Consider the following 19,033-nt stretch of genomic DNA (forward strand, 5'->3'; position numbering starts at 1 on the left):
GACAGGGAGGCGGGGATGCGCGCGAAGATCGGTGTGCTCACGGCACTGGTGACGGTGGCCGGCGCCTCGCTGGTCGGCGGTTTCGGGCTGGTCGGCGGTGCGGTCGCCGCCGACAAGCAGGGGGCGTGCGTACCGGCGGAGGATCAGATCCGCGCGGTCACCCTCAACGTGCAGGCGCTCCCGCTGATGCCGCGCGACAAGGTGGTCGCCGATGTCGACAAGGCTGCCGGACTGGGCGCCGATGTGCTGATGTGGCAGGAGATCCAGCCCGACTACTACAAGGACGCGGTCCGCGCCGAGAAGCTCAACGACCCCAAGCGGGGGGAGTGGCGGACCTTCCAGCTCGACCTGGCGGTGCCGATCTCGGTACGCCTGGGCGGCGATTCACCCTGGGAGTACGTCTCCGACGGGCGCAAGCTGATGCACGGCGGCCGGGAGAAGGTCAGCCCGAACCGCTACATCTCGTGGGTGGTGCTGAAGGACCGCAGCAGCGGGCGGAAGACGGTCTTCATGAACACCCACATGGTCTCCGGGGCATGGAACGGCAAGGAGAACACCGCCGATCCGTGGCGCAAGGAGATGTGGCTGAAGCACCGGGCCGAGCAGACCCGGGTCATCGACGACTTCAATGCCAAGGGGATGTCCGTCGTCTACGGCGGCGACTTCAACCGGCAGAACGTCGCGCCGTTCTCCGCGCGGGACAAGCAGGTGGTGGACACCGGCATCGACCACCTCGGGGTGGTGCTGGCCCCGGGCGACTCGCTGCCGGCGGTGCAGACGAAGCAGAGTGTCGGCGGGTTCAACTCCGATCATCCGGCCAAGCTGATGAAGGCCACGGTCAGCGGCTGCCGGTCGGGCGCTGGTACGCCGAAGCCGACGACCAGCAGGCCGACGACCGGCAAGCCGACCACGAAGGCACCCACCACGAAGGCCCCGACCGGGCAGCCCACCACGAAGGCACCCACCAAGGCACCCACGACCAAGACACCCACCAAGATGCCGACGACGCAGGCCCCGCCGACCAAGGCGCCGACCACCCAGGCGCCGACCACCCAGGCGCCGCCGACCAAGGCGCCCACGACTCAGGTCCCCACCACGCAGGCTCCGCCCACCACGAAGGCGACGAGCACGCAGGCGCCGACCACGCAGGCCCCACCGGCCGCGGCTCCGACCACCCGGGCCCCGCAGCCGGCACCCGCCGGGGGACCGGACGCCGAGCCCGCGCCGGGCGTACCCGATGTCCCGGCCGACGGTGCCGGCGTACCTGACGCGAAGACCCCGGAACACACCGGCGGGCTGGCCAGCACCGGCCGCTGAGCCGGGTGATTCCGACCCGCTCGCTCAGCGTGGGTGCTTGACTCGGGTCCCGGATTTGGACTCTGCGCCGACATCTGCCAAGATTGTCGGGTTGCTCCGACGGGGTCGCCGGGGTGTGCCATGGCCCAGAAGGGTCCACGGATCATCGTGAATCCCTTCGCGTGAGCCGGGTGCACCGCACCAGGAGGCCTCCCGTCAGGCCGGGCGTACAGCGCCGGGCACTCCACACAGCAGGAAAACTACCTGCGGTGGTGCGCCCGAAGAGCGCGACACACCCGACCGCGGGGGTCGGAGCAGAGGAACGAGACGGAACGCTCAGCAGAGCACCGGACCAGTTGGTACGAGGAGAAGGACGAACTGTGGCGGGACAAAAGATCCGCATCAGGCTCAAGGCCTATGACCACGAGGTCATCGACAGCTCGGCGCGCAAGATCGTCGACACGGTGACGCGTACGGGTGCCAAGGTCGCCGGCCCGGTGCCGCTGCCGACCGAGAAGAACGTGTTCTGCGTGATCCGTTCGCCGCACAAGTACAAGGACAGCCGCGAGCACTTCGAGATGCGCACCCACAAGCGGCTGATCGACATCATCGATCCCACCCCGAAGACCGTCGACTCGCTGATGCGGCTCGACCTGCCGGCGGGCGTGGACATCGAGATCAAGCTCTGAGGGACGTGACACCAGTGACTGCAACTGCTGAACGCAACGTCAAGGGCATCCTCGGCACCAAGCTCGGGATGACCCAGCTCTGGGACGAGAACAACAAGGTCGTCCCCGTCACCGTGATCCAGGCCGGCCCGTGCGTGGTCACCCAGGTCCGCACCCCCGAGACCGACGGCTACTCCGCCGTCCAGCTCGGCTTCGGACCGGTCAAGGCCAAGAAGGTCACCAAGCCCGCCGCCGGGCACTTCGACAAGGCCGGGGTGACCCCGCGCAAGCACCTGGTCGAGCTGCGTACCGCTGATGCCAGCGAGTACGAGCTGGGCCAGGAGGTCACCGCCGAGACCTTCGACGCCGGCAACATCGTCGACGCCACCGGCGTGAGCCGCGGCAAGGGCACCGCCGGTGTGATGAAGCGGCACGGCTTCCACGGCCTGCGCGCCTCGCACGGTGTGCACCGCAAGCACCGCTCGCCGGGCTCCATCGGTGGCTGCGCCACCCCGGGTCGCGTCTTCAAGGGCCTGCGGATGGCCGGCCGGATGGGCGTGGACAAGGTGACCGTGCAGAACCTGACCGTGCACTCGGTCGACGCCGAGCGCGGCCTGATCCTGGTCAAGGGTGCGATCCCCGGCCCGAAGAACGGCCTGGTCGTGCTGCGTACCGCCGCCAAGAAGAACCAGAAGGAGGCCTGAACATGAGCAGCCTCACCGTTGACGTGGTCGACCTGAACGGCAAGAAGTCCGGCTCCGCCGAGCTTCCCGAAGCCCTGTTCGGTGTCGAGCCCAACATCCCGCTGATCCATCAGGTCGTGGTGGCCCAGCTGGCCGCCGCCCGCCAGGGCACCCACAAGGCCAAGGGCCGTGGCGAGGTCCGTGGCGGCGGCGCCAAGCCGTGGCGCCAGAAGGGCACCGGCCGCGCCCGCCAGGGTTCGCGCCGCGCCCCGCAGTGGACCGGTGGCGGTGTCGTGCACGGTCCCGTGCCGCGCGACTACTCCCAGCGCACCCCGAAGAAGATGGTCGCCGCCGCGCTCCGCGGTGCGCTGTCCGACCGGGCCGCCGAGGGCCGGGTCTTCGTGATCGACCAGCTGGTCGCCGACGAGACCCCCTCGACCAAGAAGGCGCTGGCCGCGATCGCTGCGGTGACCAGGACCGACAAGGTGCTGGTCGCCCTGGCCCGCGACGAGGACGCCGCCTGGCTGTCGCTGCGCAACTCCGCCACCGTGCACGCGCTGGCCGTCGACCAGCTGAACGCCTACGACGTGCTGGTCGCCGACGAGATCGTCTTCACCGCCGCCGCGCTGGAGGCCTTCGTCTCCGGTCCGACGACCGGCAAGGGCGCCAAGTCCGTCGCCAGCTCCGCCGAGACCACCGAGGCGACCACCGCGGTGGCCGACACCGCCGAGGTGAGCGCCGACGAGCAGCCGTTCGGCAAGGGCTCGTACCGCGGTGAGAACCCGCCGGCCGGCTTCGACATCAAGGGCAATGAGGACTCGATGAAGTTCCACACCCCTGAGTCGCAGTGGTACGGCGCGACCGTCGCCGAGGTCTGGTTCGACAGCGAGAAGGCTGCCGAGGCGGCCGGCTTCGTGAACGCCGTCAAGCCCAAGGCAGAGAAGGACGAGGAATCCAAGTGAGTGACGCACTGAAGATCCGCGACCACCGCGACGTCCTGCTCGCGCCGGTCGTGAGCGAGAAGTCCTACGGGCTGCTCGATGAGAACAAGTACACCTTCCTGGTCGCCCCGGATGCCAACAAGACCGAGATCAAGATCGCGGTCCAGCAGGTCTTCGGTGTCACCGTGACCGGTGTCAACACCGCCAACCGGACCGGCAAGAAGCGGCGTACCCGCTTCGGCACCGGCAAGCGCCCCGACACCAAGCGCGCGATCGTCACCATCGCCGACGGCGAGCGCATCGACATCTTCGGAGGTCCGGCCGCCTGAGGCCGGATGACCGCTGAGAGGAAGAACCAATGGGTATTCGTAAGTACAAGCCGACAACGCCGGGCCGCCGTGGCTCGTCGGTTGCCGACTTCGTCGAGCTGACCCGGTCGACCCCGGAGAAGTCGCTGCTCGTCCCGAACAAGAAGACCGGCGGCCGCAACAACTCCGGCCGGATCACCACCCGCCACATCGGCGGCGGCCACAAGCAGGCGTACCGCCTGGTCGACTTCAAGCGCTACGACAAGGACGGCGTGCCGGCCAAGGTCGCGCACATCGAGTACGACCCGAACCGCACCGCGCGGATCGCGCTGCTGCACTACGCCGACGGCGAGAAGCGCTACATCATCGCCCCGGTGAACCTGAAGCAGGGTGCGACGGTCGAGGCCGGTGAGGGTGCCGACATCAAGCCCGGCAACAACCTGGCGCTGCGCAACATCCCGGTCGGTACCACCGTGCACGCGGTGGAGCTCCGCCCCGGTGGTGGCGCGAAGCTCGGCCGTTCGGCCGGTGCCTCGATCCAGCTGGTCGCCCGCGAGGGCAAGATGGCCACCCTGCGCATGCCTTCGGGCGAGATGCGGATGGTGGACGTCCGCTGCCGCGCCACCGTTGGTGAGGTCGGCAACGCCGAGCAGTCCAACATCAACTGGGGCAAGGCCGGCCGCAACCGCTGGAAGGGCAAGCGCCCGACCGTCCGCGGTGTCGTGATGAACCCGGTCGACCACCCGCACGGTGGTGGCGAGGGCAAGACCTCCGGTGGCCGTCACCCGGTCAGCCCGTGGGGCAAGCCCGAGGGCCGTACCCGCGACAAGAACAAGGCGAGCAACCGCCTGATCGTCCGCCGCCGCAAGACCGGCAAGAAGCGCTGAACGGGAGTCTGAAGAAATGCCACGCAGCCTGAAGAAGGGCCCCTTCGTCGACGACCACCTCCTGAAGAAGGTGGAGGCCCAGGCCGACAAGGGCGCCAAGAGCGCTGTCATCAAGACCTGGTCGCGCCGTTCGATGATCATCCCCGACATGATCGGGATGACCATCGCGGTGCACGACGGTCGCAAGCACGTGCCGGTCTTCGTCACCGACTCCATGGTCGGCCACAAGCTCGGCGAGTTCGCCCCGACACGGACCTTCAAGGGTCACGTGAAGGACGACCGCAAGTCCAAGCGCGGGCGCTGAGGGATAGGAACGCAATCTGATGAGCACTGATACCAAGGCACGGCCGAGCCGTCGCGCCGCCCTGCTCGGCGATCGTCCCGGCTCGTACGCCATCGCGCGCCACGTCCGGATGTCGCCCACCAAGGTGCGCCGCGTCGTCGATGTCGTCCGCGGCATGGACGTCACCGAGGCCCTGACCACCCTGCGGTTCGCCCCGCAGGCCGCCGCCGAGCCGGTGGCCAAGGTCGTCGCCTCCGCCGCCTCGAACGCCGAGACCAACGACGACCTGCGCGTCGAGGACCTCTTCATCTCCCAGGTCTTCGTCGACGAGGGCGTCACCATGCGCCGCATCCGGCCGCGGGCCAAGGGCTCCGCGTCGCGGATCCTGAAGCGCGGCAGCCACATCACCGTGGTCGTCGAGCCGAAGTCGGCGCTGGCGCAGACCAAGTCGAAGTCCAAGAAGTCCACCAAGAGCGAGAAGGAGGCCTGAGCATGGGGCAGAAGATCAATCCCAACGGCTTCCGCCTGGGCGTGACCACCGACCACACCACGCGTTGGTTCTCGGACAAGAACTACGCCGAGCTGGTCGGCGAGGACGTCAAGATCCGCGAGTTCCTGACCAAGAACCTGGAGCGCGCCGGCATCTCCTCGGTGGAGATCGAGCGTCGTTCCGAGCGGGTCACGATCTACCTGTACGCCGCCCGCCCGGGCATCGTCATCGGCCGTAACGGCGCCGAGGCGGAGCGCGTCCGCGGCGAGCTGGAGAAGCTCACCGGCAAGCAGATCCAGCTGAACATCCTCGAGGTGAAGAACCCCGAGACCGATGCCCAGCTGGTCGCCCAGGGCGTTGCCGAGCAGCTCGGTCAGCGCGTCGCCTTCCGGCGCGCGATGCGCAAGGCGCAGCAGACCGCGATGCGGTCCGGCGCCAAGGGCATCCGGATCAAGTGCTCGGGTCGTCTCGGCGGCGCCGAGATGAGCCGGTCGGAGTTCTACCGCGAGGGCCAGGTGCCGCTGCACACCCTGCGCGCCGACATCGACTACGGCTTCTACGAGGCCCGCACCACCTTCGGCCGGATCGGTGTGAAGGTGTGGATCTACAAGGGCGACGTGTCCGGCACCCGCGCCGAGCGCGCCGCTCAGAAGGCCGCCCGCAACAGCGCCACCGGCCGGCAGCGTCCGGGCCGTGGCGGCCGCCCGAACCGTGGCGACCGTCCCGAGCGCGGTGGCCGCCGTCGTGACGGCGGTCAGCAGCAGGGTGGTTCGCAGGGAGACAACGCCCCGGCGCAGGCCGAGGCCACCGCTACCGAGACCGCAGGAGCCTGATCATGCTGGTACCTCGTCGAGTGAAGTTCCGCAAGCAGCACCACCCGAAGCGGACCGGGATGGCCAAGGGGGGCACCTCGCTGGCCTTCGGTGACTACGGCATCCAGGCCCTCGAGGCCTCGTACGTGACCAACCGGCAGATCGAGTCGGCGCGTATCGCGATGACCCGTCACATCAAGCGTGGCGGCAAGGTGTGGATCAACATCTACCCCGACCGCCCGCTGACCAAGAAGCCGGCCGAGACCCGGATGGGTTCCGGCAAGGGTTCCCCCGAGTGGTGGGTCGCCAACGTCAAGCCCGGACGCGTGATGTTCGAGCTGTCCGGCGTCCCCGAGGACGTGGCCCGCGAGGCCATGCGCCTGGCCATTCACAAGTTGCCGATGAAGGCGCGCTTCATCAAGCGCGAGGGTGGTGAGAACTGATGGCGAAGACACTTGTTGCCGCCGATCTGCGTGGCCTGAGCCGGGATCAGCTCAACACCAAGGTGACCGAGCTGAAGGAAGAGCTGTTCACGCTGCGTTTCCAGGCGGCCACCGGCCAGCTGGAGTCGCACGGGCGGCTGCGGAGCGTCCGCAAGGACATCGCGCGGATCTACACCGTGCTGCAGGAGCGCAACCTGGGCATCGTCGCCGAGCCGCAGGTCGCGGCCGATGATGCCGAGGCCGAGTCGAGCAAGAAGAAGGCGTGATCATGGCTGAAGAGAACACCACCACGCAGGCGCAGGGCGCCGAGGAGCGGACCGCTCGCAAGGTCCGGACCGGCTACGTCGTCAGCGACAAGATGGACAAGACCATCGTCGTCGCCGTCGAGGACCGGGTGAAGCACCGCCTCTACGGCAAGGTGATGAGCAAGACCACCCGCCTCAAGGCGCACGATGAGAACAACGAGGCCGGCATCGGCGACCGCGTCCGGATCATGGAGACCCGGCCGCTGTCCGCCACCAAGCGCTGGCGTCTGGTCGACATCCGCGAAAAGGCGAAGTGATCGAGCGTTCCTCGTACGCCGGCCGAGCGAGCGAGGAGCGAGTTCCTTCCCACGCTGGCTGAGCGAGCGAGGAACGAGCGAGTCCTTCCCACGCTGGCTGAGCGAGCGAGGAACGAGCGAGTCGAAGCCAAAGGGCCGCATCCCACTCAGGGGTGCGGCCCTTTCGCGCGCCCTGTTGTGCGAGTCGTCACAGGTTGGATTGGCGAAACCGTTGACGACGGGTGCGACGGGCGGATATACCGTCGCGAGATGGAAATGATGACTTTGGGAAACGCCATATCGAGGCGGACATCTCGTTGGCACATGGGAATCGTTCACGGTCCAAACAGCGGATTCTCTGTCACCTACACCGAGCGGGTGGATCCTGCGTCCCTCGATGGACGGCCGGTCGGGGTGATCACCGCATATGAAGTGCACCCTGGGTGCAGGCTGCAGACTGTCCGAGGCGCCTGCCCGTGACCGACACGGATCGCGTAGCTGATGCGTTGAGCACCTATGGCGAAATCGTGACGCGTTTCAGTCGACTGCGGATCGATTCCGCGCGGGCGGTGTCACCAGGCGTTGTGGAGATTGCTGTCACTGTGCCTGACCAACCAGCACTGAGGGTGAAATGGATTCAACATCTCACCACCTCGGCAGACACCGCGATTCCCATCACCACTGCACTGATCAGCGAGGCGCGCGAGACTGGCAGATTTCCCGACACGGGTCACTGGTCCTACGACAGTTCGACGAATCGCTGGACACCGGTCGACGCTGACGCATTTGGGAGCTGACAGGGTTTCGTCGGATTTGAACTCTGTGTACGCCCGGCGAATTTGGACGGGTTCCGCGGGCGCGCTCGGGAGGTTGTCCGATTCACCGGTTGTGTACGCCGGCCGATCCGGACCGGCCCTCAGTGGGACTCGGGCAGCAACGCGACATTGCCGCCGGCGTGGCCCTCGCTGACCAGGCGCAGCGCGGCGACGGCCTCGGTCAGCGGATAGCTACGCGCCATCGGCACCACCAGCTCACCGCGGCCGGCCAGTTCGATCAGCTCGGCTCGTACCCCGTCGCGGAAGCGGGCGCTGTCGGGGTCGTTGCCGGCCAGCGCGTGGAAACCGTCCTGCCTGGCACGCGCCGGGGCGGCGACGGTGACGATCCGGTCCCGGTCGGCGACCAGTGCGAGGGAGGCGTCGACGGCCTCGTCGGTACCGGCGCAGTCGAGCGCCGCGACCACCGGCCCGGGCGCCGCCTCGCGGATCCGGTCCAGCAGGCCGTCGCCGTAGCGCACCGGGATGCCGCCGAACCCGCGGACCAGCTCGTCGCTGCGCTCGCCGCAGGTGCCGATCGCGGTGATCCCGCGCAACCGCGCGAGCTGCAGCACGATCGCCCCGACCGCCCCGGAGGCCGCGTGCACCACGATCACCTCACCGGCGCTCGCGTGCACCCGATCCAGCATCTCCGCCGCGGTCGTCCCGGCGAGCAGCAGATTCGCCGCCTGCTCGACCGGCAGCGACGCCGGCCGGGCGAAGACATCCACAGCCGGTGCGGTGATCGCGGTGGCGTACCCGCCGTAGATCCGGAAGGCGAGCACCGGATCGCCGACCGCGCCACCGCCCGAGGCGATCGTCGTGTCCGGCCCGAGCGCCGCGATCCGCCCCGCGACCTCGTAGCCGATCGGGATCGGCAGCTTCGCGGGATCCCCGCCGCGGGTCACGTGTTTGAGATCGGCGGGGTTCACCCCGGCCGCCTCGATCTGGATCGTCACCTCTCCGGGGCCCGGCTCGCCGAGCTCGGCATCGACGAACGCGAAGTCATCCAGCCCGGAGAATCCCTGCGCCACCCACCGCTTGATCTGCATACCAGCCACGCTAATCCCGATCCGTGGCCGAACCGTCCCTGTCCACCGCGGTGCGCATTCCACGCAGCCCCATCTCCGGTGTTCTTCCGCTACATTGCCCTCGGTAGACGTACGACGGGTCGTGCTCCACGCGGGTGCGGCCCTTTGCATGCCCAGCGCGCGCTGGTGGAACGAGGTTGGACGTGGTCAAGCCGGTTGCGGTGGCCGGGGGAGTGCTGGCGACGACGGTGGTACTGGGCGCGGTCATCGCGCAGAGCGGTGAGCGGGGGACCGCGTCGGATGCGCCGGCGCCGAGCCCGTCGGCGACCCGGCCGACGACGACGGTCACGCGGGTGATCGACGGCGACACCATCCAGGTGGACGATGCCGGGACCCCGCGGCGGATCCGGTTGTTGAACGTGGATACCCCGGAGACGGTCGACCCGAACCAAACCGTGCAGTGCGGCGGTCCGGAGGCGACCGAGTGGCTGAAGCGGCGGCTGCCGGCCGGTGCCGAGGTGTCGCTGCAGTACGACGTCGAGCGCACCGATGGCTACGGGCGCACCCTCGCCAAGGTCATCAGTCGGGGCCAGAACGTGAGCGCCGAGATCGCCCGCGAGGGCCTCGGTCTGGCGATGGTGATTGCACCGAATCGGGCCTTCTATCCCGAGGTGCAGGCGGCCGAGCGGCAGGCCCGGGATGGCCGGCGCGGGCTCTTCGCCGCCGACTCCCGCTGCACCGTCGAGGCGCTGGTCGACCAGCAGACCCAGGCGCTCGACTCGGCGACCCAGCCGCCGGCATCGAATGCGGACGTGGCGGACTACGACCGGCAGCTGTTGCTGCTCGCTGCCGAGCTCGATCGCGGCCGGGCGCTGTTGCGGGATCTGGACTTCCCGCCGGACCGTTTTCCCTGGCGGGGCAGGGAATCCTCCGAACTGCGCGGTTTTCGATCGACACTGCAGAGGTCGCAGGATCGCGCGGAGTCGGTGCACCGGACCTGGCAGGCCGAGCGGGCCAGGCTCGCCGAGCGGCCGACCCCGAGCGCGACCCCGGTGCCGAGCTCGACACCGGCGAGTACGCCGAGTCGCGACTCGGGGCGGGAGACGACCAGGCAACCCACGCGTACCACGAGCACCGCCCCGCGGACGACCAAGCCGCCGGAGGTCAGGCCGCCGACGACGAAGGCGCCGGCCACCAGAGCGCCAGCGACCAAGGCACCGACCAGCCGGGCCCCGGAGCCGGTGAAGCCCGCCCCACAGCCCACCTCCAAGTACACCGGGCCTCGCTGTTACGAGCCCGGCGGCAAAGCGTGGCGCCCCTGCTGAGCGCAGGCGCCTCTCCCGAGTGGGCCGCGCCTTCGAAACTTGCGGCTCGATTGCGGGATCGGGCCGGAAGAGCGCTTTCCTGCGATCGAGCCGCGAATTCCGAAGGCGCCTAAGGGCCCGTGGCTTCGACTCGCTCGTACCTCGCTCGCTCAGCCGACGGGGCAGACTGGCTTCGACTCGCTCGTACCTCGCTCGCTCAGCCGACGGGGCAGACTGGCTTCGACTCGCTCGTACCTCGCTCGCTCAACCAGCGTGCGACTCGCTCGCGCGGGCGGCGTACACCACCCAACTTCGCGCCGATTTCGTTCGCTGGGGCCGTTGGGGTACGCTTGCACGGTTGCCCAGGACTGAGCCCTTGGATCAACACCGCCAGCATAGCTGGGCCGGTGCCGTAGGGGACCTTTCCCGAGCAAACGACACATGTCCGTCCCACCAGGCCCTCATGGGTTTGTCGCGCGTGCGCCACAACCGATGCGGGAACCGGTGCGACATACAGGAGAAATAGATGATCCAGCAGGAGTCGCGACTCAAGGTCGCCGACAACACGGGTGCCAAGGAGATCCTCTGCATCCGCGTTCTCGGTGGCTCTGGTCGACGCTACGCCGGCATTGGCGACACCATCGTCGCCACTGTCAAGGACGCCATCCCCGGCGGCAACGTCAAGAAGGGTGATGTGGTCAAGGCGGTCGTCGTCCGGACCGTGAAGGAGCGTCGGCGTGCCGACGGTTCCTACATCAAGTTCGACGAGAACGCCGCCGTCATCCTTCGTACCGACGGTGAGCCCCGCGGTACCCGCATCTTCGGCCCGGTGGGCCGCGAGCTGCGCGAGAAGAAGTTCATGCGCATCGTGTCGCTCGCCCCGGAGGTGATCTGAATGTCCAACACCCTGCATGTGAAGAAGGGTGACCGCGTCAAGGTCATCTCGGGCAAGGACCGTGGCACCGTCGGTGAGATCCTCGCCGTCGACGTCGAGCGCAACCGCGTGATCGTCCAGGGCGTGAACATCGTCAAGCGTCACGTCCGCGAGACCCCCACCGCCACCGGCAAGACCGAGGGCGGCATCATCAGCCGCGAGGCCCCGATCCACGCCTCCAACGTCCAGCTCGTCGTCAAGGACGGCGGCAAGGAAGTTGTCACCCGGGTCGGTTTCAAGCGCGAGGAAGTCACCAAGCGCCGCCCCGACGGTTCCGAGTACAAGGCCTTCCGCAGCGTCCGCATCGCGCGGCGCACGGGGGAGGAGATCTGAGAATGACCGAGACCGCAACCGCTACCCGCGAGATGCCGCGCCTGCAGCAGCGCTACCGCGAAGAGATCAAGCCGGCCCTGCTGGAAGAGTTCAAGTACGCCAACGTGATGCAGGTCCCCGGCCTGGTCAAGATCGTGGTGAACATGGGTGTCGGCGACGCCGCCCGCGACTCCAAGGTGATCGACGGCGCCATCAAGGACCTGACCGCCATCACCGGCCAGAAGCCGTCGGTGACCAAGGCCCGCAAGTCCATCGCGCAGTTCAAGCTGCGTGAGGGCCAGGCCATCGGCTGCCACGTCACCCTCCGCGGTGACCGGATGTGGGAGTTCGCCGACCGGCTGCTCTCCCTGGCGCTGCCCCGGATCCGCGACTTCCGCGGCCTGAACAGCCACCAGTTCGACGGCCAGGGCAACTACACCTTCGGCCTGACCGAGCAGGTCATGTTCCACGAGATCGACCAGGACAAGATCGATCGGGTGCGCGGCATGGACATCACCTTCGTGACCACCGCGACCAACGACGATGAGGGGCGGGCCCTGCTGAAGCAGCTCGGGTTCCCGTTCAACGACAACCCGAAGCCGGCCAAGGCCAAGGCCAAGGGCCCGGCGTACCAGCGCAGGAAGAAGTGAGTGACCCGTGGCCAAGACAGCACTGAAGGTCAAGCAGTCCCGCAAGCCCAAGTTCGGCGTCCGGGCGTACACCCGCTGCCAGCGGTGTGGCCGACCCAAGGCCGTGTTCCGCAAGTTCGGCCTCTGCCGAGTCTGCCTGCGTGAGCTCGCCCACCGCGGCGAACTGCCCGGCGTGACCAAGTCGTCCTGGTGACGGCCCCGACCTATTCCTGATCCACTCGACCCGCAGCAGGTCCCAGCGCGGAAACCGTTGCGAGAAAGAGGCCGCAAGCCATGACCATGACTGATCCCATCGCAGACATGCTGACGCGTCTGCGCAACGCCAACCAGGCGTTCCACGATTCCACCTCGATGCCGCACTCCAAGATCAAGGTGGGCATCGCCGAGATCCTCAAGTCCGAGGGTTACATCTCCGACTTCGAGGTCGCCGAGGCCGCCGAGGACGAGGTGGGCAAGACCCTCAAGATCACCCTGAAGTACGGCCAGAACCGGGAGCGTTCGATCGCCGGTGTGCGCCGTATCAGCAAGCCCGGCCTGCGCGTGTACGCCAAGTCGAACGCCCTGCCCAAGGTCCTCGGTGGCCTGGGCATCGCGATCATCTCGACCTCGCAGGGCCTGCTCACCGACCGTGATGCCAACTCCAGGAGCGTGGGTGGGGAAGTCCTCGCCTACGTCTGGTGAGCGACGAGAGACGAGAGGAGACGACAGATGTCCCGCATTGGCAAGATGCCGATCGCGATCCCGTCCGGTGTCGATGTCACCCTTGACGGTCAGCAGGTCGAGGTGAAGGGGCCCAAGGGCACCCTGAACCACACCGTACCGAGCCCGATCACGATCATCCGCAACGACGAGGGCCAGCTCGAAGTGAGCCGCCCCAACGATGAGCGCGAATCGCGCTCCCTGCATGGCCTGACCCGGACCCTGGTGGCCAACATGGTCACCGGTGTCACCGACGGCTACGAGAAGAAGCTGGAGATCGTCGGTGTCGGTTACCGCGTGATCTCCAAGGGGCCGCAGCAGCTCGAGTTCAACCTCGGCTTCTCCCACCCGGTCGTGGTGAACGCCCCCGAGGGCATCTCCTTCACCGTGGAGGGCCCCACCAAGTTCACCGTGCTCGGCATCAACAAGCAGACGGTGGGTGAGGTCGCGGCCAACATCCGCAAGATCCGCAAGCCGGAGCCGTACAAGGGCAAGGGTGTCCGCTACGCCGGCGAGCACGTACGCCGCAAGGTCGGAAAGGCTGGTAAGTGACCATGGGCATCTCACTGTCCAACAACAAGGGCATGGCGACGAAGGCCGCGGCGCGGTTCCGCCGCCAGGTGCGCGGTCGCAAGAAGGTCTTCGGTGCCGCCGAGCGTCCGCGCCTGGTGGTGTCGCGTTCGGCCAAGCACGTCTTCGCCCAGGTGATCGACGACACCCAGGGCAAGACCCTGGTCTCGGCGTCCACCATGGAGGCCGACCTGCGTGGCACCTCGGCCGACAAGTCCGAGAAGGCCAAGACCGTCGGCGGTCTGATCGCCGAGCGGGCCAAGGCCGCCGGTATCGAGCGCGTGGTCTTCGACCGCGCTGGCAACAAGTATCACGGCCGCATCGCGGCGCTGGCTGACGGCGCCCGCGAGGGTGGCCTGGACTTCTGAGAACGACGGAAGACAAGGAGAAAGCGATGAGCCAGACTGCTACCCAGTCCTCCCAGCGCGGGGGACAGCGGGGCGAGCGTCGCGGCCGTGACGACCGTCGTGGTGGCCAGCAGCGCGAAGAGAAGAGCCTGTACCTGGAGCGCGTGGTCGAGATCAACCGCGTCGCCAAGGTCGTGAAGGGTGGTCGACGCTTCAGCTTCACCGCCCTGGTCGTCGTCGGTGACGGCGACGGCATGGTCGGTGTCGGCTACGGCAAGGCCAAAGAGGTGCCCGCGGCGATCGCCAAGGGTGTCGAGGAGGCCAAGAAGCACTTCTTCACCGTGCCGCGGATCCAGGGCACCATCCCGCACCCGGTCCAGGGTGAGAAGGCGGCCGGCGTGGTCATGCTGCGCCCGGCCTCCCCGGGTACCGGTGTGATCGCCGGCGGCGCCTGCCGCGCGGTGCTCGAGTGCGCCGGCATCCACGACGTGCTGGCCAAGTCCCTGGGCTCGGCCAACGCGATCAACGTGGTGCACGCCACCGTCGCGGCCCTGCAGATGCTCGAGCAGCCGGAGGAGGTGGCCCGGCGGCGCAGCAAGCCCGTCGAGGACGTCGCCCCCGCCGCCCTGCTGAAGGCCGCCAAGGCCAAGAGCGACGACAGCACCGAGGGGGGTGCCAACTGATGGCACGTCTCAAGGTGACCCAGATCCGTTCCGAGATCGGCTGCAAGCAGAACCAGCGCGACACCCTGCGTACCATCGGGCTGAAGCGCATCGGTGACGTGGCCGTCAAGGAGGATCGTCCCGAGATCCGTGGGATGCTCACCACCGTGACCCACCTGATCAGCGTCGAGGAGGTCGACTGACATGGCACTGAAGGTCCATCACCTTCGCCCGGCCCCGGGCGCCAAGACCGCCAAGACCCGCGTGGGTCGTGGCGAGGCGTCCAAGGGCAAGACCGCCGGCCGTGGCACCAAGGGCACCGGCGCGCGCAAGAACACCCCCGAGAACTTCGAGGGTGGTCAGATGCCGCTGCACATGCGGCTGCCGAAGCTGCGTGGCTTCAAGAACCCGTTCCGCGTCGAGTACCAGACGGTCAACGTCTCGAAGATCGCCGACCTGTTCGCCGACGGCGGCAAGGTCGAGGTCGCTGACCTGGTCGCCAAGGGCGCGGTCCGCGCCGGCCACCCGGTCAAGGTGCTCGGCAACGGTGAGATCGGCGTCGCGGTCCAGGTGACCGCCGACAAGTTCTCGGCCAGCGCCAAGGAGAAGATCGAGAAGGCGGGCGGCTCGGCCACCGAGCTCTGAGCCCGACGTCGCGTTCCCTGAGCGAGCGAGGAACGAGCGAGTCGAAGGGTACGCCACAGGGGCGGCTCCGGTTCCACCGGGGCCGCCCCTGTTCAATTGCGGAGCCTCGCGAGCGGCCCCGGCGATCCATCGATCCCTGGGTGCACCCGTCGATTCCTGCAGCATGCACTGGATGGACCCAGGATTCGATGGATCGCGGGTTTCCAACGGGTCTTCGGGCCGCCGCGCAACGTGGCCCGCGACCGCGTCGTGCTCTCGATCGCCGTCATCGCGATCGACGGGGGCGCCGTGCTCGACCGCCGATCGGGGCGAACTTTTCAGATTCTGCGCCTCGGCTTGGTACGCTGCCACGGTTGCCGTCAGGCGATGTGTGCTTCGGCATGCCCCAGTTGTCCACCACAGGAAGAGGGCTCGGTGCTTTCCGCCTTCGCCAACGCGTTCAAGACGCCGGATCTTCGCCGGAAGATGCTGTTCACGCTGATGATCCTGGTCATCTTCCGGATCGGCTCGACGGTCCCGGTGCCGTATGTGAACGTGCAGCAGGTCGACGTCTGCCGCAAGGCCGCCGAGACCGGCGCGCAGGCCGGCCTGTACTCGCTGATCAATCTGTTCTCCGGCGGCGCCCTGTTGCAGCTGGCGATCTTCGCGCTGGGCATCATGCCCTACATCACCGCGAGCATCATCCTGCAGCTGCTCACCGTCGTCGTACCCCGGCTCGAGGCGCTGAAGAAGGAGGGCGCCGCCGGGCAGAACAAGATCACCCAGTACACCCGCTACCTCACCCTGGTGCTCGCGATCCTCAACTCGACCGCGTTCGTCACCCTGGCCGCCAACGACCAGCTGTTCCCGGGCTGCTCCGGCGTGGTACGCCTCAGCGCCGACTTCCGGATGAGCCCGGTCGGTGAGGACTACCTGATCCTGGCGATGATGGTGCTCACCATGACCGCCGGCACCGGCCTGGTGATGTGGCTCGGCGAGCTGATCACCGAGCGCGGCATCGGCAACGGCATGTCCCTGCTGATCTTCACCCAGATCGCCGCCACCTTCCCGACCGCCATGTGGGGCATCAAGCAGGCCAAGGGCTGGGTGCCGTTCATCCTGGTGCTGATCGTCGGCCTGCTGGTGATGGCCGGGGTGATCTTCATGGAGCTCGGCCAGCGCCGGATCCCGGTCCAGTACGCCAAGCGGATGGTCGGCCGCCGGATGTTCGGCGGCACCACCACCTACATCCCGCTGAAGGTGAACCAGGCCGGTGTGATCCCGGTGATCTTCGCCTCCTCGATGCTCTACATCCCGACGCTGTACTCGCAGTTCCGCCCCGAGGACGAGGTGTCCAAGTGGATCGCCGCGAACTTCGTCACCGGTGACCACCCGATCTACATGGCCACCTTCTTCCTGCTGATCGTCGGGTTCACCTACTTCTACGTCGCGATCACCTTCGACCCGGTCGAGGTCGCGGACAACATGAAGAAGTACGGCGGCTTCATCCCCGGCATCCGGGCCGGCAAGCCCACCGAGAAATACCTCGGCTTCGTGCTCTCCCGGCTGACCCTGCCCGGTTCGCTCTATCTGGGTCTGATCTCGCTGCTGCCCTCGATCGCCTTCATCCTCTTCCAGGCCAACCAGAACTTCCCCTTCGGTGGCACCTCACTGCTCATCATCGTCGGCGTCGGTCTGGACACGGTGAAGCAGATCGAGTCCAAGCTCCAGCAACGCAACTACGAAGGGTTCCTCCGTTGAGACTGTTGATCATGGGTCCCCCCGGGGCCGGCAAGGGCACGCAGGCCAAGGGCATCGCCGAGGCGTACCAGATCCCCGCGGTCTCCACCGGTGACATCTTCCGGGCGATCTCCAAGGCCGACGCCGCCACCGCCTCCGAGCTGGCGCTGCAGGTCAAGGAGATCATGACCTCCGGTGGTTACGTCTCCGACGAGATCACCAACCAGATCGTCGCCGAGCGGCTCGGCCAGGCCGATGCCGCCGAGGGCTTCCTGCTGGACGGCTACCCGCGGACCGCCGGTCAGGTGGAGGCGCTCGACGCGATGCTCGCCGCCAACGGCCAGCGCCTCGACGGCGTCATCTCCCTGGAGGCGGACCAGGACGAGCTCGTCGCCCGGTTGCTGAAGCGCGCCGAGGTGGAGGGCCGCGCCGACGACAACGAGGAGACCATCCGCAAGCGCCAGCAGGTGTACGCCGAGCAGACCGCCGACCTGCTGCGGATCTACTCCGATCGCGGACTGCTGGTGGCCGTCGACGGCCTGGGGGAGATCGACGAGGTCTCCGACCGGATCACCGACGCCCTGGACACGCACCTGAACCGCGAGTGATCTTCTCCCGGCCGGGGGTCGAGCTGAAGACCCCCGAACAGCTCAAGCTGATGCGCCGGGCGGGTCTGGTGGTGGCCCGGGCGCTGTCCGCCACGGTCTCCGAGGTGCGCCCGGGCATCACCACCGGTGAACTGGACGCGATCGCCGCCGAGGTGATCGCCTCCGCCGGTGCCACCCCGTCCTTCCTCGACTATGGCGCGGGCGCCGACGGCTCGGGCGGCTTTCCCGGCGTGGTCTGCCTGTCGGTGAACGAGGAGATCGTGCACGGCATCCCCGGCCAGCGGGTGCTCGCCGAGGGTGATCTCATCTCCATCGACTGCGGTGCGATCGTCGACGGCTGGCACGGCGACTCGGCGCGTACCGTCGCGGTCGGTGAGACCTCCGCCGAGTACGCCCGGTTGAGCGAGGTGACCCGCGGGGCGCTCTGGCACGGGATCGCCGCCGCCCGGCTGGGTGGCCGCGTCTCCGACATCTCCGCGGCCATCGAGGACTTCATCGACGAACAGCCGGAGCAGTACGGCATCGTCGCCGAATACGTCGGCCACGGCATCGGCTCGGCCATGCACCAGCCGCCGGACGTGCCGAACTATCGGCACCACGGCCGCAGCCAGCGGATCGTGCCCGGGTTGGCGCTCGCGGTGGAACCGATGCTCACCCTCGGCAGCCCCGACAACGACACCCTCGCCGACGAGTGGACCGTGGTCACCCGCGACCGCAGCGTCGCCGCGCACTGGGAGCACACCATCACCGTCACCAAGGACGGCCTGTGGGTGCTGACCGCCGAGGACGGCGGCGAGTCGATGCTCGCCGAACTCGGCGTCCCCTTCGGGCCCCTTTTCTGAAGTCGGCTCGCGCGGCGGCGCTGGAGCCCCGGCGTTCGCCGACGTCGGCTGAGCGAGCGCCAGCGAGTCGAAGCCACGTGGCCCTCAGGCGGTGGATGGCTTCGTCTCGCTCGTTCCTCGCTCGCTCAGCCGGCGTGGGGTGGAGCTCCAAGGGCTCTACTGGGTGAGGACTGGGGAGTTCCCCGGGGTGCGGCGTACGCCCGATGTGCCGCATTGCGCTTGCGCGACGGGCGAAGCGAAACCGTTATACAAGTTCCATTGACCCCGGTGACGGTGGACGCTTCGATTCTCAGAAGACCGCTCAACGGTGAGCGGGCCGACCGGGGAGGTCACCATGAAGACATCGATCGGTGCCGTGCTGCGCAGGCTGTGGGTGATTCCGGCGGTCACCGCGGTGCTCGCTGTCAGCGCCTGCGGAGGCGGAAGCCTGGGAGCCAGTACCGGCGGCGGGGGAGGTGCCGCGTCGGGGCCGGTGAAGATCGGGCTGTCGGTGCCGAAGTCGGGGGTGTACGCCTCCCTGGGTCGGGACATGGAGCAGGGTTTCAA

Annotated in this window: 28 protein-coding genes and 1 pseudogene; 28 read left to right on the plus strand and 1 reads right to left on the minus strand. The window is 68.0% G+C overall.

The features are described from left to right. Positions 1-15: 15 nt before the first annotated feature. The 13 genes from C8D81_RS16590 (at position 16) to C8D81_RS16650 (ending at position 8,149) form a co-directional block, all read left to right on the plus strand. Positions 16-1,317 (plus strand): hypothetical protein, encoded by a 1,302-nt coding sequence (locus C8D81_RS16590; RefSeq protein WP_094429965.1) that lies wholly within the window; start codon positions 16-18, stop codon positions 1,315-1,317. Between the two features lie 359 nt (positions 1,318-1,676). After that, positions 1,677-1,985, plus strand: coding sequence for a 30S ribosomal protein S10 (gene rpsJ, locus C8D81_RS16595; protein ID WP_012923688.1), 309 nt, complete (start codon positions 1,677-1,679; stop codon positions 1,983-1,985). Between the two features lie 14 nt (positions 1,986-1,999). Further along, positions 2,000-2,668 carry a 50S ribosomal protein L3 gene (rplC, locus tag C8D81_RS16600; RefSeq protein WP_166646858.1) on the plus strand — a complete coding sequence of 223 codons (669 nt, stop codon included), beginning with the start codon at positions 2,000-2,002 and terminating at the stop codon, positions 2,666-2,668. Positions 2,669-2,670: 2 nt separating this feature from the next. Further along, entirely contained in the window at positions 2,671-3,609 is a 939-nt protein-coding gene (gene rplD, locus C8D81_RS16605) for a 50S ribosomal protein L4, sunset domain variant (RefSeq protein ID WP_094359713.1), read from the plus strand. Next, positions 3,606-3,917, plus strand: coding sequence for a 50S ribosomal protein L23 (gene rplW, locus C8D81_RS16610; RefSeq protein ID WP_208109358.1), 312 nt, complete (start codon positions 3,606-3,608; stop codon positions 3,915-3,917). Before rplD ends, rplW begins: the two co-directional genes overlap by 4 nt. 29 nt (positions 3,918-3,946) lie before the next feature. Then, positions 3,947-4,783, plus strand: a complete 837-nt coding sequence (gene rplB, locus C8D81_RS16615; RefSeq protein ID WP_094359715.1) for a 50S ribosomal protein L2 — start codon at positions 3,947-3,949, stop codon at positions 4,781-4,783. Positions 4,784-4,799: 16 nt separating this feature from the next. Beyond that, positions 4,800-5,087, plus strand: a complete 288-nt coding sequence (gene rpsS / locus C8D81_RS16620) for a 30S ribosomal protein S19 (protein WP_094359717.1) — start codon at positions 4,800-4,802, stop codon at positions 5,085-5,087. Between the two features lie 19 nt (positions 5,088-5,106). Next, the gene (gene rplV, locus C8D81_RS16625) at positions 5,107-5,556 is read left to right on the plus strand and encodes a 50S ribosomal protein L22 (protein ID WP_094359719.1); all 450 of its coding nucleotides are present in this window, start codon (positions 5,107-5,109) and stop codon (positions 5,554-5,556) included. Positions 5,557-5,558: 2 nt separating this feature from the next. Beyond that, positions 5,559-6,389: a 30S ribosomal protein S3 gene (gene rpsC / locus C8D81_RS16630; protein WP_094429966.1), complete on the plus strand. Its 831-nt coding sequence runs from the start codon at positions 5,559-5,561 to the stop codon at positions 6,387-6,389. Positions 6,390-6,391: 2 nt separating this feature from the next. Then, complete coding sequence (rplP, locus tag C8D81_RS16635) at positions 6,392-6,811, plus strand: 50S ribosomal protein L16 (protein WP_094359722.1); 420 nt, start codon at positions 6,392-6,394, stop codon at positions 6,809-6,811. After that, positions 6,811-7,077, plus strand: a complete 267-nt coding sequence (gene rpmC / locus C8D81_RS16640) for a 50S ribosomal protein L29 (protein ID WP_094359724.1) — start codon at positions 6,811-6,813, stop codon at positions 7,075-7,077. The genes rplP and rpmC overlap by 1 nt, the downstream gene beginning before the upstream one ends. 2 nt (positions 7,078-7,079) lie before the next feature. Further along, entirely contained in the window at positions 7,080-7,373 is a 294-nt protein-coding gene (gene rpsQ, locus C8D81_RS16645; protein WP_094360095.1) for a 30S ribosomal protein S17, read from the plus strand. 455 nt (positions 7,374-7,828) lie between these two features. Beyond that, positions 7,829-8,149 carry a hypothetical protein gene (locus tag C8D81_RS16650; RefSeq protein WP_133626429.1) on the plus strand — a complete coding sequence of 107 codons (321 nt, stop codon included), beginning with the start codon at positions 7,829-7,831 and terminating at the stop codon, positions 8,147-8,149. Positions 8,150-8,268: 119 nt separating this feature from the next. On the opposite strand, the gene C8D81_RS16655 is transcribed toward C8D81_RS16650, so the two are convergent. Continuing rightward, positions 8,269-9,216, minus strand: a complete 948-nt coding sequence (locus tag C8D81_RS16655; RefSeq protein WP_133626430.1) for an NADP-dependent oxidoreductase — start codon at positions 9,214-9,216, stop codon at positions 8,269-8,271. Positions 9,217-9,398: 182 nt separating this feature from the next. On the opposite strand from C8D81_RS16655, the gene C8D81_RS16660 reads away from it, so the two are divergent. The 15 genes and pseudogenes from C8D81_RS16660 to C8D81_RS21035 all read left to right on the plus strand — a co-directional run. After that, positions 9,399-10,520 (plus strand): thermonuclease family protein, encoded by a 1,122-nt coding sequence (locus C8D81_RS16660; RefSeq protein ID WP_166646859.1) that lies wholly within the window; start codon positions 9,399-9,401, stop codon positions 10,518-10,520. A gap of 505 nt (positions 10,521-11,025) precedes the next feature. Further along, a complete protein-coding gene (gene rplN, locus C8D81_RS16665) occupies positions 11,026-11,394 on the plus strand; it encodes a 50S ribosomal protein L14 (RefSeq protein ID WP_094359736.1) in 369 nt (122 codons plus the stop codon). Continuing rightward, positions 11,395-11,766, plus strand: coding sequence for a 50S ribosomal protein L24 (rplX, locus tag C8D81_RS16670; RefSeq protein WP_094359738.1), 372 nt, complete (start codon positions 11,395-11,397; stop codon positions 11,764-11,766). 2 nt (positions 11,767-11,768) lie between these two features. Continuing rightward, positions 11,769-12,395 carry a 50S ribosomal protein L5 gene (gene rplE, locus C8D81_RS16675; protein ID WP_094359740.1) on the plus strand — a complete coding sequence of 209 codons (627 nt, stop codon included), beginning with the start codon at positions 11,769-11,771 and terminating at the stop codon, positions 12,393-12,395. A gap of 7 nt (positions 12,396-12,402) precedes the next feature. Next, positions 12,403-12,588: a type Z 30S ribosomal protein S14 gene (locus C8D81_RS16680; protein WP_094359742.1), complete on the plus strand. Its 186-nt coding sequence runs from the start codon at positions 12,403-12,405 to the stop codon at positions 12,586-12,588. Positions 12,589-12,668: 80 nt separating this feature from the next. Next, positions 12,669-13,076, plus strand: a complete 408-nt coding sequence (gene rpsH, locus C8D81_RS16685; protein WP_094359744.1) for a 30S ribosomal protein S8 — start codon at positions 12,669-12,671, stop codon at positions 13,074-13,076. 27 nt (positions 13,077-13,103) lie between these two features. Beyond that, complete coding sequence (rplF, locus tag C8D81_RS16690) at positions 13,104-13,646, plus strand: 50S ribosomal protein L6 (RefSeq protein WP_094359745.1); 543 nt, start codon at positions 13,104-13,106, stop codon at positions 13,644-13,646. A gap of 2 nt (positions 13,647-13,648) precedes the next feature. After that, positions 13,649-14,032 carry a 50S ribosomal protein L18 gene (gene rplR / locus C8D81_RS16695; RefSeq protein WP_133626488.1) on the plus strand — a complete coding sequence of 128 codons (384 nt, stop codon included), beginning with the start codon at positions 13,649-13,651 and terminating at the stop codon, positions 14,030-14,032. 26 nt (positions 14,033-14,058) lie between these two features. Continuing rightward, positions 14,059-14,694, plus strand: a complete 636-nt coding sequence (gene rpsE, locus C8D81_RS16700) for a 30S ribosomal protein S5 (RefSeq protein WP_094359749.1) — start codon at positions 14,059-14,061, stop codon at positions 14,692-14,694. Then, positions 14,694-14,876: a 50S ribosomal protein L30 gene (gene rpmD, locus C8D81_RS16705; RefSeq protein WP_094359751.1), complete on the plus strand. Its 183-nt coding sequence runs from the start codon at positions 14,694-14,696 to the stop codon at positions 14,874-14,876. The genes rpsE and rpmD overlap by 1 nt, the downstream gene beginning before the upstream one ends. Position 14,877: 1 nt before the next feature. After that, positions 14,878-15,318: a 50S ribosomal protein L15 gene (rplO, locus tag C8D81_RS16710; protein ID WP_094359753.1), complete on the plus strand. Its 441-nt coding sequence runs from the start codon at positions 14,878-14,880 to the stop codon at positions 15,316-15,318. A gap of 414 nt (positions 15,319-15,732) precedes the next feature. Then, entirely contained in the window at positions 15,733-17,058 is a 1,326-nt protein-coding gene (gene secY / locus C8D81_RS16715; RefSeq protein ID WP_094359755.1) for a preprotein translocase subunit SecY, read from the plus strand. Beyond that, complete coding sequence (locus tag C8D81_RS16720; protein WP_208109359.1) at positions 17,055-17,645, plus strand: adenylate kinase; 591 nt, start codon at positions 17,055-17,057, stop codon at positions 17,643-17,645. The genes secY and C8D81_RS16720 overlap by 4 nt, the downstream gene beginning before the upstream one ends. Then, positions 17,642-18,487, plus strand: coding sequence for a type I methionyl aminopeptidase (gene map, locus C8D81_RS16725; RefSeq protein ID WP_094400058.1), 846 nt, complete (start codon positions 17,642-17,644; stop codon positions 18,485-18,487). The genes C8D81_RS16720 and map overlap by 4 nt, the downstream gene beginning before the upstream one ends. A gap of 334 nt (positions 18,488-18,821) precedes the next feature. Next, positions 18,822-19,033 (plus strand): annotated as a pseudogene (locus tag C8D81_RS21035) (hypothetical protein); the annotation flags it as partial.

The sequence above is a fragment of the Enemella evansiae genome, from assembly GCF_004362375.1.
Classification (GTDB): domain Bacteria; phylum Actinomycetota; class Actinomycetes; order Propionibacteriales; family Propionibacteriaceae; genus Enemella; species Enemella evansiae.